This is a genomic window from Kocuria sp. U4B, from assembly GCF_054875615.1.
In genome coordinates, this window is the sequence record NZ_CM142180.1 from 3,218,893 (window position 1) to 3,233,940 (window position 15,048).

General features: G+C 73.5%; 10 protein-coding genes and 2 pseudogenes. All 12 read left to right on the forward strand.

The features are described from left to right. The first annotated feature begins 87 nt into the window (after nucleotides 1–87). The 12 genes and pseudogenes from ACYSMR_RS15050 (at nucleotide 88) to ACYSMR_RS15105 (ending at nucleotide 14,956) form a co-directional block, all read left to right on the forward strand. Nucleotides 88–270: a hypothetical protein gene (locus tag ACYSMR_RS15050; RefSeq protein WP_309125457.1), complete on the forward strand. Its 183-nt coding sequence runs from the start codon at nucleotides 88–90 to the stop codon at nucleotides 268–270. 75 nt (nucleotides 271–345) lie between these two features. Then, complete coding sequence (locus tag ACYSMR_RS15055) at nucleotides 346–1,305, forward strand: helix-turn-helix transcriptional regulator (protein ID WP_251332444.1); 960 nt, start codon at nucleotides 346–348, stop codon at nucleotides 1,303–1,305. Between the two features lie 75 nt (nucleotides 1,306–1,380). Beyond that, complete coding sequence (hisI, locus tag ACYSMR_RS15060; RefSeq protein WP_251332443.1) at nucleotides 1,381–1,755, forward strand: phosphoribosyl-AMP cyclohydrolase; 375 nt, start codon at nucleotides 1,381–1,383, stop codon at nucleotides 1,753–1,755. A gap of 69 nt (nucleotides 1,756–1,824) precedes the next feature. After that, on the forward strand, nucleotides 1,825–3,426 hold the full coding sequence (locus tag ACYSMR_RS15065; protein WP_251332442.1) for an anthranilate synthase component I: 1,602 nt from the start codon (nucleotides 1,825–1,827) through the stop codon (nucleotides 3,424–3,426). After that, a complete protein-coding gene (locus ACYSMR_RS15070; protein ID WP_461746264.1) occupies nucleotides 3,419–4,027 on the forward strand; it encodes a Trp biosynthesis-associated membrane protein in 609 nt (202 codons plus the stop codon). Before ACYSMR_RS15065 ends, ACYSMR_RS15070 begins: the two co-directional genes overlap by 8 nt. 140 nt (nucleotides 4,028–4,167) lie before the next feature. Further along, the gene (locus ACYSMR_RS15075; protein WP_251332440.1) at nucleotides 4,168–4,425 is read left to right on the forward strand and encodes an HGxxPAAW family protein; all 258 of its coding nucleotides are present in this window, start codon (nucleotides 4,168–4,170) and stop codon (nucleotides 4,423–4,425) included. Between the two features lie 166 nt (nucleotides 4,426–4,591). After that, a pseudogene (gene trpC, locus ACYSMR_RS15080) lies at nucleotides 4,592–5,404 on the forward strand (indole-3-glycerol phosphate synthase TrpC); the annotation flags it as partial. 54 nt (nucleotides 5,405–5,458) lie between these two features. After that, a pseudogene (trpB, locus tag ACYSMR_RS15085) lies at nucleotides 5,459–6,718 on the forward strand (tryptophan synthase subunit beta); the annotation flags it as partial. A gap of 59 nt (nucleotides 6,719–6,777) precedes the next feature. Further along, nucleotides 6,778–7,584: a tryptophan synthase subunit alpha gene (gene trpA / locus ACYSMR_RS15090; RefSeq protein WP_375142402.1), complete on the forward strand. Its 807-nt coding sequence runs from the start codon at nucleotides 6,778–6,780 to the stop codon at nucleotides 7,582–7,584. 66 nt (nucleotides 7,585–7,650) lie between these two features. Next, nucleotides 7,651–8,526, forward strand: coding sequence for a prolipoprotein diacylglyceryl transferase (lgt, locus tag ACYSMR_RS15095; RefSeq protein WP_309126062.1), 876 nt, complete (start codon nucleotides 7,651–7,653; stop codon nucleotides 8,524–8,526). Between the two features lie 303 nt (nucleotides 8,527–8,829). Beyond that, nucleotides 8,830–13,500: a glutamate synthase large subunit gene (gltB, locus tag ACYSMR_RS15100; RefSeq protein ID WP_461746267.1), complete on the forward strand. Its 4,671-nt coding sequence runs from the start codon at nucleotides 8,830–8,832 to the stop codon at nucleotides 13,498–13,500. Then, complete coding sequence (locus tag ACYSMR_RS15105; protein ID WP_251332437.1) at nucleotides 13,493–14,956, forward strand: glutamate synthase subunit beta; 1,464 nt, start codon at nucleotides 13,493–13,495, stop codon at nucleotides 14,954–14,956. Before gltB ends, ACYSMR_RS15105 begins: the two co-directional genes overlap by 8 nt. Nucleotides 14,957–15,048: the final 92 nt, after the last annotated feature.

The window sequence follows — 15,048 nt, forward strand, 5'->3', positions numbered from 1 at the left end:
CGTAGCCGCGGACACGCGGACGGCGTACAGTCGTCAGCACCCTGGCGGCGGTCCGCCCCCAGGGCGCTGACGACGAAGGAGTCCACCGTGGGTTTGAACAACATCCTCAGGAACGCCACCGGACGACTGACGGGCGGGACCCGCGCCGCCGGGGCCGCCGGCGGGCGCCGGACGACGCGCGGGGTGAACGCCGCGGGCCAGGCCGGCACCCGCCGCTCGGGCGGCGCCGGGGTCGGCGGCATGCTGCGCAAGTTCCTCAACCGGCGCTAGGCCCGGACCGGACACCATGACGAGAGCGGTCGCCGGCGCTCGTGGGCGCCGGCGGGCCGTTCGCGGCCCCGGCGGATGAGCACCGCGTTCCACCGGTCGTCGTACTCGACCCGGGACCCCGAGAAGGGCATCGCCGCCATGGCCCAGCTCTACCGGGGACTGGGTCTGCGCGCGCCGACGGACGGCTCGTTCGAGTTCAGCGTCTCCGCGGCCTCGGCGGGGCCGCTGCTGGCCCACCGCTTCCGGCTGGGCACGACCGCGTCCTCCGGCACCGGCGACGTCTCCGGCACGTTCACCGTCACCCACGTCCTCACCGGGCGGCTCACCGTGGACTCCGGCCAGGACCGGATCACCACGCGCCTGCCGTTCCTCCTCCCGCAGGGCGTCTACGGGGGCCGGTGGGAAGGCATGCTCGAGCTGGGCTCCGTGGTGCTGGACGCCGAGGCCGTGCAGGAGCACGCCCGGGGCCTGCTCGGGCAGGAGTCGCTGCAGCTCGCGTTCACGGGGTGGACGCCGCCGTCCCCGGCCCTGACCCGCTACTGGCTCGCCGAGGTCCGCCACCTCCACCAGGACGTGCTGCCCAACACCGAGGCGATGGAGCACCCCCTGGTCCGGGGCACGGCGTTCCGGTCCCTCGCCACCGCGCTGCTGCACTGCTTCCCGAACACCTTCCTCACCCAGTCCCCGCCGCCCGGCTCCGCCCGGGTCGCGCCCGCACGGCTCCGCCGGGCGACGGCCTTCGTCGACGAGCACCTCGACGAGGACATCGGCCTCGCCGGGATCGCCCGCGCCGCCGGGATGAGCCCGCGCGGGCTGCAGGTGGCGTTCCGCCGCGAGCTGGGCACCACCCCGATCGCCTATCTCCGCGACGCCCGGCTGGAGGCCGCCCACCGCGACCTGCGGGAGGCCGACCCCGCCGCCGGGGCGACCGTCGCGGGGATCGCCGCCCGCTGGGGCTTCCCCCACACGGGACGCTTCGCCGCGGCCTACCGCCGGCGGTTCGGGCAGTCACCGGGGACGACCCTGCACGGGTGAGCCCCGGACGCCGGCGAGCAGGGCCCGCGGCCGCCGGACCGGCCGCGGGGCGGCAGGTCGTTAGGATGGAGGGCGATGAGCGAGCAGACCCCCGGAACCGATGTCCTCGACCCCGCCGTGGCGGCGCGCCTGAAGCGCGACCCCTCCGGCCTGGTGGCCGCCGTGGTGCAGCAGCACGACACCAAGGAGGTGCTCATGCTCGGCTGGATGGACGACGAGGCGCTGCGCCGGACCCTCACCGAGGGCCGCGTGACGTTCTGGTCCCGCTCCCGGCAGGAGTACTGGCGCAAGGGCGACACCTCCGGGCACGTGCAGCGCGTGCACAGCGTGCACCTGGACTGCGACGGCGACGCCCTGCTGGTGCAGGTGGACCAGACCGGCGCGGCCTGCCACACCGGCACGCGCACCTGCTTCGACGGCCGCGACCTCGGCGCCGCCGCCGCCGTCTGACCGGCCGCACCGCGCCCCACCCACCCGATCCTCCCGTTCCACCGTCACCAGGAAGACAGGTCGACACCCATGCAGGACCTGGGCACCGTCAGCCCCACGCTCGAGGAGTTCCGCGCGCTCGCCGCGGAGCGCCGCGTCATCCCCGTCCGCGTCAAGATCCTCGCCGACGCCATGACCCCCATCGGCCTCTACCGCGCCCTCGCCCTCGAGGACGGGGCCGCCCGCCCCGGCACCTTCCTCCTGGAGTCGGCCGCCGAGGGCGGCGTGTGGTCCCGCTACTCCTTCGTCGGCGCGAACTCCCGGGCGACCCTCACCGCCAAGGACGGGCAGGCGCACTGGCTGGGCCAGGTCCCGGCCGGGGTCCCCACGGGCGGCAGCCCGGTCGAGGCCCTGCGGGACACGATGGCCCTGCTGCACACCGAGCGCTTCGAGGACGTGCCCCCGCTGACCTCCGGCCTCGTGGGCTTCGTGGGCTGGGAGGCCGTGCGCCGCTGGGAGAAGCTCCCCCACCCGCCCGAGGACGACCTGCACCTGCCCGAGCTGGCCATGAACCTCGTCTCGGACATCGCGATCCACGACAACACCGACGGCACCGTCATGCTCGTGGCCAACGCCATCAACTTCGACGACACCGACCAGCGCGTCGACGAGGCCTACGCCGACGCCCTCGCCCGGGTGCACGCCATGGTGGAGAAGCTCGCCCGCCCCCTCGGGCAGGTCAGCGTCTCGACGCTCACCGGCACCGACGAGATCGGCGGGGACCTCGAGGCCAAGGTCTCCCAGAGCTGGGACCGCACGCTGTTCATGAACTCCATCGTGGAGGGCAAGAAGGCGATCGTGGACGGGGAGATCTTCCAGGTCGTCGTCTCCCGGCGCTTCGAGACGGAGTGCACCGCCGACTCCCTCGACGTCTACCGGATGCTCCGGGCGATCAACCCCAGCCCCTACATGTACCTCTACAGCTTCGAGGACGCCGAGGGCCGGCCCTTCTCCGTCGTGGGCTCCTCCCCGGAGGCGCTCGTCACGGTCTCGGGGGACCAGGCCGTCACGCACCCCATCGCCGGCTCGCGCCCCCGCGGGCGGACGGTCGAGGAGGACCTCGCCCTGGAGCGGGACCTGCTGCAGGACGAGAAGGAGCGCTCCGAGCACCTCATGCTCGTGGACCTCGCCCGCAACGACATCTCCAAGGTCGCCGTCCCCGGCTCCGTGGAGGTCACGGAGTTCATGGAGGTCGAGCGCTTCAGCCACATCATGCACCTGTGCTCCAACGTCGTCGGGCGGATGCGCCCCGACGCCACCGCCTACGACGTCCTGGCCGCGACGTTCCCCGCCGGCACCCTCTCCGGGGCGCCCAAGCCGCGGGCGCTGCGCCTGCTGGACGAGTACGAGCCGCTGCGCCGCGCCGTCTACGGCGGCGTGGTCGGCTACCTGGACTTCGCCGGGGACATGGACATGGCCATCGCCATCCGCACGGCCCTGCTCGTCGACGGCAAGGCCTACGTCCAGGCCGGCGGCGGCATCGTCGCGGACTCCGACCCGGAGACGGAGGCGCTCGAGTCCCTGAACAAGGCCACGGCCCCGCTGCGGGCGGTGCTGCTCGCCGAGCGCCTGCACGAGCTCGACGTCGACCGGATCGCCACGGACACGCACGCGGTGGCCGAGCGTGGCTGATGACCGGGACCGGGACCGGGCCCCGGCCCGCGCCCGCCTGAGCCGCAAGGCCCCGGTCGTGCTCGGCACGCTCGTCGCGGCGCTCGCGGTCTTCGCGTGCTCCGCCGCCACGTGGGTCTCCGCGACCGTGCGGACCACGCTGGAGCCGATCACCGTCGACGTCGCGGGCTCCGACGCCGCCCCGGCCGTCACGGCCCTGGGCCTCGTCGCCGCCGCCGGCGCCCTGGCGACCGCGATCTCCGGGCGCGCGCTGCGCCCGGTCGTGGCCGTCGTGGTGGCCCTCGCGGGCCTGGGGGCGCTCGCCGCGGCCGCGTCCGTGCTGGCCGACCCGTCCGGTGCCGCGCAGACCGTGGTGGGGGAGACCACGGGCATGGTCAACGCCGGCGGCGACTACGCCCTGACCGCCTGGCCGTGGCTGGCCGCGGCCGCGGCGGGCCTCGTGGCCCTGTGCGGGCTCTGGGCGCTCGTGGCGGGCCGCACCTGGACGGCGGCGCGGCGCTACGAGCGCCCCGCCGCCGAGGCCGCCGCGGGCGGCGCCCGCACCGGCGACGAGATCGACTCGTGGGACGCCCTCACCGAGGGCCGGGACCCCACCGCCTGAGACCCCGTGCCGCGTGCGCGGGGCGCGCCCAGGGGTGGCACAATGGGGCGGGACAGAGTGTCAGCAACCGCCGGGCCCGGACCGGGACCGCGGGATCGAGGCCGGCCGGGCCTCGGCCGGGAAGTCGGGAGTGCAAGAACATGGCAAACGGAAACGAGATCGTCCTCGACCACACGGGCTTCGTGGGGCACGGCAACACGCTCGCTGCCTGGGCGACCGTCGGGATCATGTCGGTGGGCGTCATCGTCGGCGTCGTGGGCTTCACCATGGGCAGCACCCCCGTGCTGATCATCGGCATCGTCCTCGTCGTCGTCGGCCTCGTCGCCGGGGCGGTGCTGCGCTCGATGGGCCACGGCGCCGGCTCCGAGCAGCGCAAGCACGAGGCCCGCCACCACTAGGCCCGCGACGACCGGGCCCGGGGCCGGTGCGAGCCGGCCCCGGGACGCGGCGCGCCGATGACCGGTCCCGTCCGGGGCCGGTCGTCGCGCCCGGACGACCGGGCCCGGCCCGAGCCTCCCGCAGCACTCAGCAGGGCGGCCCTCGCCGCCGAGAGGACAGGAAAGCATGTCGCAACAGAGCACCGGGACCGTCCTGGACGCCATCATCGAGGGCGTCCGCGCGGACATGGCCGCCCGCCGGGAGCAGGTCGGCCTCGACGAGCTCCGCCGGCTGGCCGCCCAGCGCCCGCCCGCCCTCGACGCCGAGGCCGCGCTGCGGGGACCCCGCGCCGACGCCCTCCAGGTGATCGCCGAGGTCAAGCGCTCCAGCCCCTCGAAGGGCGCGCTGGCTGAGATCGCGGACCCCGCCCGGCTCGCGGCCGCCTACGAGCACGGCGGCGCGTCCGTCATCTCGGTGCTCACGGAGCAGCGGCGCTTCAACGGCTCCCTCGCGGACCTCGACGCCGTGCGCGCGGCCGTGGGCGTGCCCGTGCTGCGCAAGGACTTCACGGTCGACGAGTACCAGATCTGGGAGGCCCGCGCCCACGGCGCCGACCTCGTGCTGCTCATCGTGGCGGCCCTGTCCGACGAGCAGCTGCGCCGCTTCCTCGAGCTGACCCACGAGCTGGGCATGCACGCCCTCGTGGAGACCCACACCCCCGAGGAGGTCGAGCGCGCCGTGGCCGCCGGCGCCCGCATCGTGGGCGTCAACGTGCGCAACCTCAAGACCCTCGACGTGGACGTCGACACCTTCGGCCGGCTCGCCGGCCGGCTGCCCCAGGACGCCGTGGTCGTCGCCGAGTCCGGCGTGGAGGGGGAGGAGCAGGTCGCCCTCTACGCCTCCCACGGGGCCCGGGCGGTGCTCGTGGGCGAGGCCCTCGTGCGCAGCGCGGACCCCGCCGCGACCATCGCGGGCTTCCGCGCGGCCGGCGCCGCCGCCCGCGCCCGCCGCCACGCCCCCGCGGAGGAGGCCGAGGCCGTCGCCGCGCGGGCCGCCTCCCTGCGCCACGCGCCCGGGCCCTACTTCGGCGACTTCGGCGGGCGCTGGATGCCCGAGTCCCTGATCGCCGTCCTCGACGAGCTCACGGACACCTTCGAGAAGGCCAAGGCCGACCCCGCGTTCACCGCCGAGTTCCAGCGGCTCTCCCGCGACTACTCCGGGCGCCCGTCCCTGCTCACCGAAGCCGAGCGCTTCGGCGCGCAGGCCGGGTGCCGGGTGCTGCTCAAGCGCGAGGACCTCAACCACACCGGCTCCCACAAGATCAACAACGTCCTGGGCCAGGCCCTGCTCGCCCGGCGGATGGGCAAGACCCGCCTGATCGCCGAGACCGGCGCGGGCCAGCACGGCGTGGCCACCGCCACGGCCGCCGCCCTGTTCGGGATGGAGTGCGTGGTCTACATGGGGGAGGAGGACACCCGCCGCCAGGCCCTCAACGTGGCGCGCATGGAGCTGCTCGGGGCCACGGTGGTGCCCGTGACGAACGGCTCCCGCACCCTCAAGGACGCCATCAACGAGGCCCTGCGCGACTGGGTGGCCTCCGTGGACACCACCCACTACCTGCTCGGCACGGCGGCCGGCGCCGCGCCCTTCCCCGCGATGGTGCGCTACTTCCACGAGCAGATCGGCGAGGAGGCCCGCGAGCAGTCCCTCGACGTCGCCGGGCGGCTGCCCGACGCCGTGGCCGCGTGCGTGGGCGGCGGGTCCAACGCGATCGGCATCTTCCACGGCTTCCTGGACGACCCGGCCGTGGAGCTCTACGGCTTCGAGGCCGGGGGCGACGGCGTGGGGACCGGCCGGCACGCCGCGACGATCTCCCTGGGCCGGCCCGGCGTGCTGCACGGCGCGAAGACCTACCTCATGCAGGACGAGGACGGGCAGACCGTGGAGTCCCACTCGATCTCCGCGGGCCTGGACTACCCGGCCGTGGGCCCCGAGCACTCCTACCTGCACGACATCGGGCGGGTGCGCTACGAGGCGATCACCGACACCGAGGCGATGGACGCGTTCAAGCTCCTGAGCCGCACCGAGGGCATCATCCCCGCCATCGAGTCCTCCCACGCGCTGGCCGGGGCCCTGAAGATCGGCCGGCGCTGGGTGGAGGAGCTCGGCGCGCCGGCCGCCGCGGAGAAGATCGTCGTCGTCTCGCTCTCCGGGCGCGGCGACAAGGACGTGGCCACGGCCGCGGAATGGTTCGGGATGCTCCCGGACGGCAGCTCCGAGGAGGAGCTCGGCGAGAAGGGCGAACAGCTGTGACCACCACCCGCAACGACACCACCCCGTCCGGGCCGGCCGGCGCCGACCTCGCCGCCCGGATCCTGCCGCCGGGGCTGCGCGCCGAGGCCGGCTCCCGGCTCGCCGCGCGCATCGCCGAGTGCCGCGCGCAGGGCCGGCCGGCCCTCGTCGGCTACCTGCCCGCCGGCTTCCCCACCGTGGAGGAGTCCATCGAGGCGGCCGTGGCCCTGGGCACCAACGGCGCGGACGTCATCGAGATCGGCATCCCGTACTCGGACCCCGTCATGGACGGCCCCGTGATCCAGCACGCGACGACGACGGCCCTCGCCCACGGCTTCCGGGTGGCCGACGTGTTCCGGGTGGTCCGGGCGGTGGCCGAGCGCACCGACGCCGTGCCCGTCGTGATGACCTACTGGAACCCCGTCCTGCAGATGGGCGTCGACACGTTCGCCGAGCGCCTCGCCGCGGCCGGGGGAGCCGGGATCATCACCCCGGACCTCATCCCGGACGAGGCCGCCGAGTGGTTCGAGGCCTCGCAGCGGCACGGGCTGGACCGGATCTTCCTGGTCGCCCCGTCCTCCTCGCGCGAGCGGCTGGACCTCGTGGTGAAGGCCGCCAGCGGCTTCGTCTACGCGGTCTCCGTGATGGGCGTGACCGGTGCCCGGGACGCGGTCTCCGACGTCGCCGAGCAGCTCGTGGCCGACACCCGCGCGGCCGGCGCCGAGAACGTGTGCGTGGGCCTGGGCGTCTCCCGCCGCGAGCACGTCGAGGAGATCGGGGCCTACGCCGACGGCGTGATCGTGGGCACCGCCCTGGTCAAGGCCCTGGCCGACGGCGGACCCGAGGCCGTGGGCGCGCTGGCCCGCGAGCTGTCCGGGCGCGCCTGATACGGTGACGGGCGGGCGCCGCGCGGCGCCCGCCCGAGCCCACTGATCCCGCGAGGCGACCGATCCATGCTGCTGCCCCCCGCCCTGCTGTCCGTGCCCGTCCACCGGGGCCTCCCGTCCCCGGACTGGTCGGGCTTCTCCGTGGGGCCGCTGACGGTCCACGCCTACGCGCTGTGCATCCTCGCGGGCATCGCCGCCGCCCTGTGGCTGACCACCCGCCGATGGGCGGCCCGCGGCCACGACCCCGAGATCGTCTGGGACATCGCCATGTGGGCCGTGCCCGCGGGGATCGTGGGGGCCCGCGCCTACCACGTGCTGATCACGGACCCGGCCGGGTACTTCGGCCCCGGCGCCGACCCCCTGGACGTCCTGCGGATCTGGGAGGGCGGGCTCGGCATCATGGGCGCCGTGGCCTTCGGGGCGCTGGCGGCGTGGTGGGTGTGCCGCCGGCACGGGATCCCGCTGTCCGTCTTCGCCGACGCCCTGGCCCCGGGGCTGCTCCTGGCCCAGGCCGTCGGGCGCTGGGGCAACTGGTTCAACCAGGAGCTCTTCGGCCGCCCCACCACCCTGCCGTGGGGCCTCGAGATCGACCCCGCGAACGCCAACTTCCCGGCCGGGCTGCCCGCCGACACGCTCTTCCACCCCACGTTCCTCTACGAGTCGCTGTGGAACCTGGCCGGCGTGGTGCTGCTGCTGGCCCTCGACCGCAGGTTCCGGCTGGACGGAGGGCGGCTGTTCGCCCTCTACCTCGTCCACTACGGCGTGGGCCGGATGCTCATCGAGCTGTTCCTGCGCATCGACCCCTCCCTCGTGGTCCTCGGGCTGCGCGTGCACGTGTGGACCGCCCTCGGGCTCGTCCTGCTCGGCCTGGCGCTGTTCGCCGCGGCGACGCTGCGCCGGCGCCGGGCGCGCCGCGACCCCGTGGAGGCCGGCCGGGCCTGACGCCGCCGGCCGCGGCGGAGGGCCGCGGGGAGCGCCAGAGTTTTCAGACTTGTAACATGGGGGTGCTAGATTTCTCTGGCGCACGACCGAGCGACGGGCGAACCACGTCCCCCGCTCCCGCGCACGCCACGACCGTCCATCGTCGGACATTCTTGGAACGGGGCCCTTCCGCCGTTCGGCACCTCATCGACCACCGTTCGAGGGCGCCGACGGCAGCTCACGATCCGGCGGCACCTCCCGACCGGGGCTCTGCCGCAGGGGCCGCTCCTGTTGACCGCATCTCATGGTGAGGAGACGTCTGTCATGACCTCTACCCCCGCCGGCACTCCCGGTGACCCTTCCGCCCAGGACGGCACGGACCCCCGTCCGGCCGCTCCCGCCGAGACCGCCGAGGAGCAGGCGACGTCCCCCTTCGAGCAGTTCTCGAACGCGCCGCAGGAACAGGGCCTCTACCACCCGGACGAGGAGAAGGACGCCTGCGGTCTGGCCGTGGTCGCGACCCTCAACGGCGCCCCGGAGCACGGGATCGTCGACGCCGCGCTGACCGCCCTGCGCAACCTCGAGCACCGCGGCGCCGTGGGCGGCGACGAGGGCACCGGCGACGGGGCCGGGCTGCTGACCCAGCTGCCCGACGAGTTCTTCCGCGCCGTCGTGGACTTCGGGCTGCCGCCGCTGGGCGCCTACGCCGCGGGCACCGCGTTCCTGCCCACCGGCGGGACGAACGCCGACCAGCTCCAGGCCGCCCTGGAGGAGCTCGCCGGCTCCGAGGAGCTGCAGGTCCTGGGCTGGCGGCCCGTGCCGGTGGCCGAGTCCGTGGTCGGCGCGTCGGCGCGCGCGGTGATGCCCTACTTCGTGCAGCTGTTCGTGGCCGAGACCGCGCCGCAGCCCGAGGACGAGGCCGCCCGCCGCCGCCTGGACCAGAAGGCGTTCCGGCTGCGCAAGCGCGCCCAGAACAAGCTGGGCGTCTACTTCCCGTCGCTGTCCTCCCGCACGATCGTCTACAAGGGCATGCTCACCACGCAGCAGCTCGAGCCGTTCTACCCGGACCTCTCCGACGAGCGCTTCAGCACCGAGCTCGCCATCGTGCACTCGCGCTTCTCGACCAACACCTTCCCCTCCTGGCCCCTGGCCCAGCCCATGCGCACGCTCGCGCACAACGGCGAGATCAACACGGTCAAGGGCAACCGCAACTGGATGCGCGCCCGCCAGTCCCAGCTGAAGTCCCCGCTGCTGGGCCGCAGCCCCGAGGAGCTGTTCCCGATCTGCTCGGAGGGCGCCTCCGACTCGCAGTCCCTGGACGAGGTCGCCGAGCTGCTCGTGCTCGCGGGCCGGCCCGTCACCCAGGCCATGATGATGATGATCCCGGAGGCCTGGGAGAACCACGAGACCATGGACCCCGCCCGCAAGGCGTTCTACCGCTACCACGCCTCCTTCATGGAGCCGTGGGACGGACCCGCCGCCGTGGCCTTCACCGACGGCGTGCAGGTCGGGTCGCTGCTGGACCGCAACGGGCTGCGCCCCGGCCGCTTCTGGGTCACCGACGACGGCCTGGTCGTCTTCGCCTCCGAGGTCGGCGTCGTCGACATCGGGGACCGCAAGGTGATCCGCAAGGGCCGCGTGTCCCCGGGCACCATGTTCCTCGTCGACACCGCCCGCGGGCGGATCGTCGAGGACGCGGAGATCAAGGCCGAGATCGCCTCCGCCGCCCCGTGGGAGGAGTGGGCCGACGCCAACATCGTCGACATCAAGGACCTGCCCGAGCGCGAGCACATGGTCCACCCCCGCTCCTCCGTCACCCTGCGCCAGAAGACCTTCGGGTACACGCAGGAGGAGCTGAAGATGATCATCGGCCCCATGGCGTCCAAGGGCGCGGAGCCGATCTACGCGATGGGCACCGACACCCCCATCGCCGTGCTCGCCGAGCGGCAGCGGTCGCTGTTCGACTACTTCGTGCAGTCCTTCGCCCAGGTCACCAACCCGCCGCTGGACGCGATCCGCGAGGAGCTCGTCACCAGCCTGCGCGGGTCCATCGGCCCGTCCGGGAACCTGCTGACCACCGAGCGGGTGCGCACCCGCCAGATCGCCCTGGACTTCCCGGTCATCGACAACGACCAGCTGGACCAGTTCCTGCACATCGAGGGCGAGGACGGGATGCCCGCGGCCCTCAGGGTCCGCGGCCTGTACCGCCCCGACGGCGGCGCGGACTCCCTGCGCGCGCGGATCGCCGAGATCTGCGAGAAGGTCTCCGCGGCCGTGGCCCGCGGCGTGGAGTACATCATCGTCTCCGACCGCGACTCCAACGGCGCGTGGGCCCCCATCCCCTCGCTGCTGCTGACCTCCGCGGTGCACCACCACCTGCTGCGCTCGGCGACCCGCACCAAGGTCGCCCTGGTCGTCGAGGCCGGCGACGTGCGCGAGGTCCACCACGTGGCCCTGCTCATCGGCTACGGCGCCTCCGCGGTCAACCCGTACCTGGCCATGGAGTCCGCCGAGGAGCTCGTGCGCTGCGGCGACGTCACCGGCGTCACCCCCGAGCAGGCGGTCCACCACCTGCTCAAGGCGCTCGGCAAGGGCGTGCAGAAGATCATGTCCAAGATGGGCATCTCCACGGTCTCGTCCTACTGCGGCGCCCAGGTCTTCGAGGCCATCGGGCTGTCCAAGGAGCTCGTCGACGACTACTTCACGGGCACCCACACCCAGATCGGCGGCATCGGCCTCGACGTCATCGCCGAGGAGACCGCCTCCCGCCACCGCCGCGCCTACCCCGCGGACGGCGTCACCGAGCCGTTCCGGGAGCTCGAGACCGGCGGCGAGTACGACTGGCGCCGGGACGGTGCCCCGCACCTGTTCAACCCGCAGACGGTCTTCCGCCTGCAGCACGCCACGCGCACGGGCCGCTACGACATCTTCAAGTCGTACACCAAGCTCGTCGACGACCAGACGAAGAGCCTGATGACCCTGCGCGGGCTGCTGGGCTTCGCCTCCGACCGCAAGCCCGTGCCGCTGGAGGAGGTCGAGCCCGTCAGCTCGATCGTCAAGCGCTTCCAGACCGGCGCCATGAGCTACGGCTCCATCTCCCAGGAGGCGCACGAGACGCTGGCGATCGCCATGAACCGGCTGGGCGCGAAGTCCAACACGGGCGAGGGCGGCGAGGACGTCGAGCGCCTGCTCGACCCCGAGCGCCGCTCGGCGATCAAGCAGGTCGCCTCCGGGCGCTTCGGCGTGACCAGCCTGTACCTCACCAACGCCGACGACATCCAGATCAAGATGGCCCAGGGCGCCAAGCCCGGTGAGGGCGGCCAGCTGATGGCCCAGAAGATGTACCCGTGGGTGGCCCGCACCCGGCACTCCACCCCGGGCGTGTCCCTCATCTCGCCGCCGCCGCACCACGACATCTACTCGATCGAGGACCTGGCGCAGCTGATCTACGACCTCAAGCGCTCCAACCCGCAGGCCCGCATCCACGTGAAGCTGGTCTCCGAGATCGGCATCGGCACCGTGGCCTCGGGCGTGACCAAGGCCAAGGCCGACGTCGTGCTCGTCTCCGGCCACGACGGCGGCACCGGCGCGGCCCCGCTGAACTCCCTCAAGCACGCCGGCGGCCCATGGGAGCTCGGCCTCGCCGAGACCCAGCAGACGCTGATGCTCAACGGGCTGCGGGACCGCGTGGTCGTGCAGGCGGACGGCCAGCTCAAGACCGGCCGCGACGTCGTGATCGCCGCCCTGCTCGGGGCGGAGGAGTTCGGCTTCGCCACGGCGCCGCTGATCGTCGAGGGCTGCATCATGATGCGCAAGTGCCACCTCGACACCTGCCCCGTGGGCGTGGCCACCCAGAACCCGGAGCTGCGCAAGCGCTTCACCGGCAAGGCCGAGCACGTGATCAACTTCTTCGAGTTCATCGCCGAGGAGGTCCGGGAGTACCTGGCCCAGCTCGGGTTCCGCTCGATCGAGGAGGCCGTCGGGCACGCCGAGGTCCTGGAGACCCGGGCCGCGATCGACCACTGGAAGGCCCACGGGCTGGACCTGACGCCGATCCTGCACTCCACGGCCCTCGAGCACGCCGGCGCGGCCGTGCGGAGCATGCGCGGGCAGGACCACGAGCTCGAGAAGCACTTCGACAACGAGCTCATCCGCCTGTCCCGGGCCGCCCTGGAGAAGCGGGAGCCGGTGCGGATCCAGCAGCGGATCATCAACACCGACCGCGCCGTCGGCACGATGCTCGGCCACGTGGTGACGAAGACGTTCAGCACGGACGTCCTGGCCCACGACACGATCGACGTCACGCTCACCGGTCAGGCCGGCCAGTCGCTCGGCGCGTTCCTCCCGCAGGGCATCACCCTGCGCCTGGAGGGCGACGCCAACGACTACACCGGCAAGGGCCTGTCCGGCGGGCGGATCATCGTGCGCCCCGAGCGGGACGCGGTGTTCGAGGCGTCCGAGAACGTCATCGCCGGCAACGTCATCGGCTACGGCGCCACGAGCGGGGAGATCTTCCTGCGCGGCACCGTGGGCGAGCGCTTCCTGGTCCGCAACTCCGGGGCCACCGCGGTGGTCGAGGGCATCGGCGACCACGGCTGCGAGTACATGACCGGCGGCCTGGCCCTCGTGCTCGGCCGCACGGGGCGCAACTTCGGCGCCGGCATGTCCGGCGGCGTGGCCTACGTCATCGACCTGGCCGAGACCTCGGTCAACAAGCAGGCCCGGGACAGCGGCGAGCTGCAGCTGCTCCCGCTCGACGAGGCGGACGCCGAGACCGTCCTCGCGCTCATCAAGAAGCACGCCGAAGAGACCGGCTCCGAGCTCGCCGACCGCCTGCTGGCCGACCCCGTGGCCACCCTCTCGCGGTTCACCAAGGTCCTCCCGCGCGAGTACGCCGCGGTGCAGGGCATCCGCGAGGAGGCCCGCACCACGGGGCAGGACCCCGACGGCGACGAGACCTGGCACAAGATCCTGGAGGTGACGACCCGTGGCTGATCCGCGCGGTTTTCTGAAGGTGACCGAGCGCGTCGACCGCCCCAAGCGGCCCGTGCCGGTCCGGATCATGGACTGGAAGGAGGTCCAGGAGGCGCAGGACCGCGGCGTCCTGCAGCAGCAGGCCGGCCGGTGCATGGACTGCGGCGTCCCCTTCTGCCACCAGGGCTGCCCGCTGGGCAACCTGATCCCCGAGTGGAACGACCTCGTGTGGCGGGGCATCGACGCCGAGGCGGTCGAGCGCATGCACGCCACCAACAACTTCCCGGAGTTCACCGGGCGGGTCTGCCCGGCCCCGTGCGAGTCCTCGTGCGTGCTCGGGATCAACCAGCCCGCGGTGACCATCAAGCAGATCGAGTACTCGATCGGGGAGATGGAGTTCGACGAGGGGATCGTCAAGCCCTTCGTCCCGCAGCGGCTCGTGGGCAAGACCGTGGCGGTCGTGGGCTCCGGCCCCGCCGGCCTCGCGGTGGCCCAGCAGCTGACGCAGGCGGGGTTCACCGTGGCCGTCTACGAGCGCGACGACCGCATCGGCGGGCTGCTGCGCTACGGCATCCCGGACTTCAAGATGGAGAAGGAGGTCCTCGACCGGCGCCTCGACGTCATGCGCGCCGAGGGCACCCGCTTCCGCCCGGGGGTCGAGATCGGCAAGGACATCACCTGGGACCAGCTCAAGCGCCGCTACGACGCCGTGGTCGTCGCCACCGGCGCCACCCGCCCGCGCGACCTGGACATCCCGGGCCGCGACCTCGAGGGCGTGCACTTCGCGATGGACTACCTCGTGCAGGCCAACCGCGTGGTGGCCGGCGACGAGGTCGAGGGCCAGATCGACGCGAAGGGCAAGAACGTCATTGTCCTGGGCGGCGGCGACACCGGCTCCGACTGCATCGGCACCGCCAACCGGCAGGGCGCGGCCTCGGTCACGTCCCTCGCCATCGGCCGCAAGCCGCCGGCGGACCGCTCCGACGCCGACCCCTGGCCGATGATGCCGCGGGTCTTCGAGGTCTCCACCTCCCACGAGGAGGGCGGCGACCGCACCTACATGGCCTCCACCGTGGAGTTCGTGGGCGAGAACGGGAAGCTCACCGGCCTGAAGGTCGCCGAGACCGCGTACCTGCCCGACGGCCGCCGCGCCCCCCGGGAGGGCACCGAGCGGGTGATCCCCGCGGACCTCGTGTTCCTGGCGCTGGGCTTCACCGGCAACGAGTCCGAGGAGATCGTCGGGCAGATCGGCGCCGAGCTGGACGGGCGGACCAACGTGGCCCGCGACGACCAGTACATGACCAACGTGGACGGCGTGTTCTCGTGCGGCGACGCCGGCCGGGGCCAGTCCCTGGTCGTGTGGGCGATCGCCGAGGGCCGGGCCTGCGCGGCCGCCGTCGAGCGGTTCCTGCTGGGCTCCACCCGCCTGCCGGAGCCCGTGGCCCCCACCGACCGGGCCATCGACCTCAGCGTGTAGCACCTGCCCGCACGACGGCGCGGGCCGCACCTGTCCGGGTGCGGCCCGCGCCGTCGTCGTCCCCCGGGCGGCTACGGTCCTCGACAGCCCCG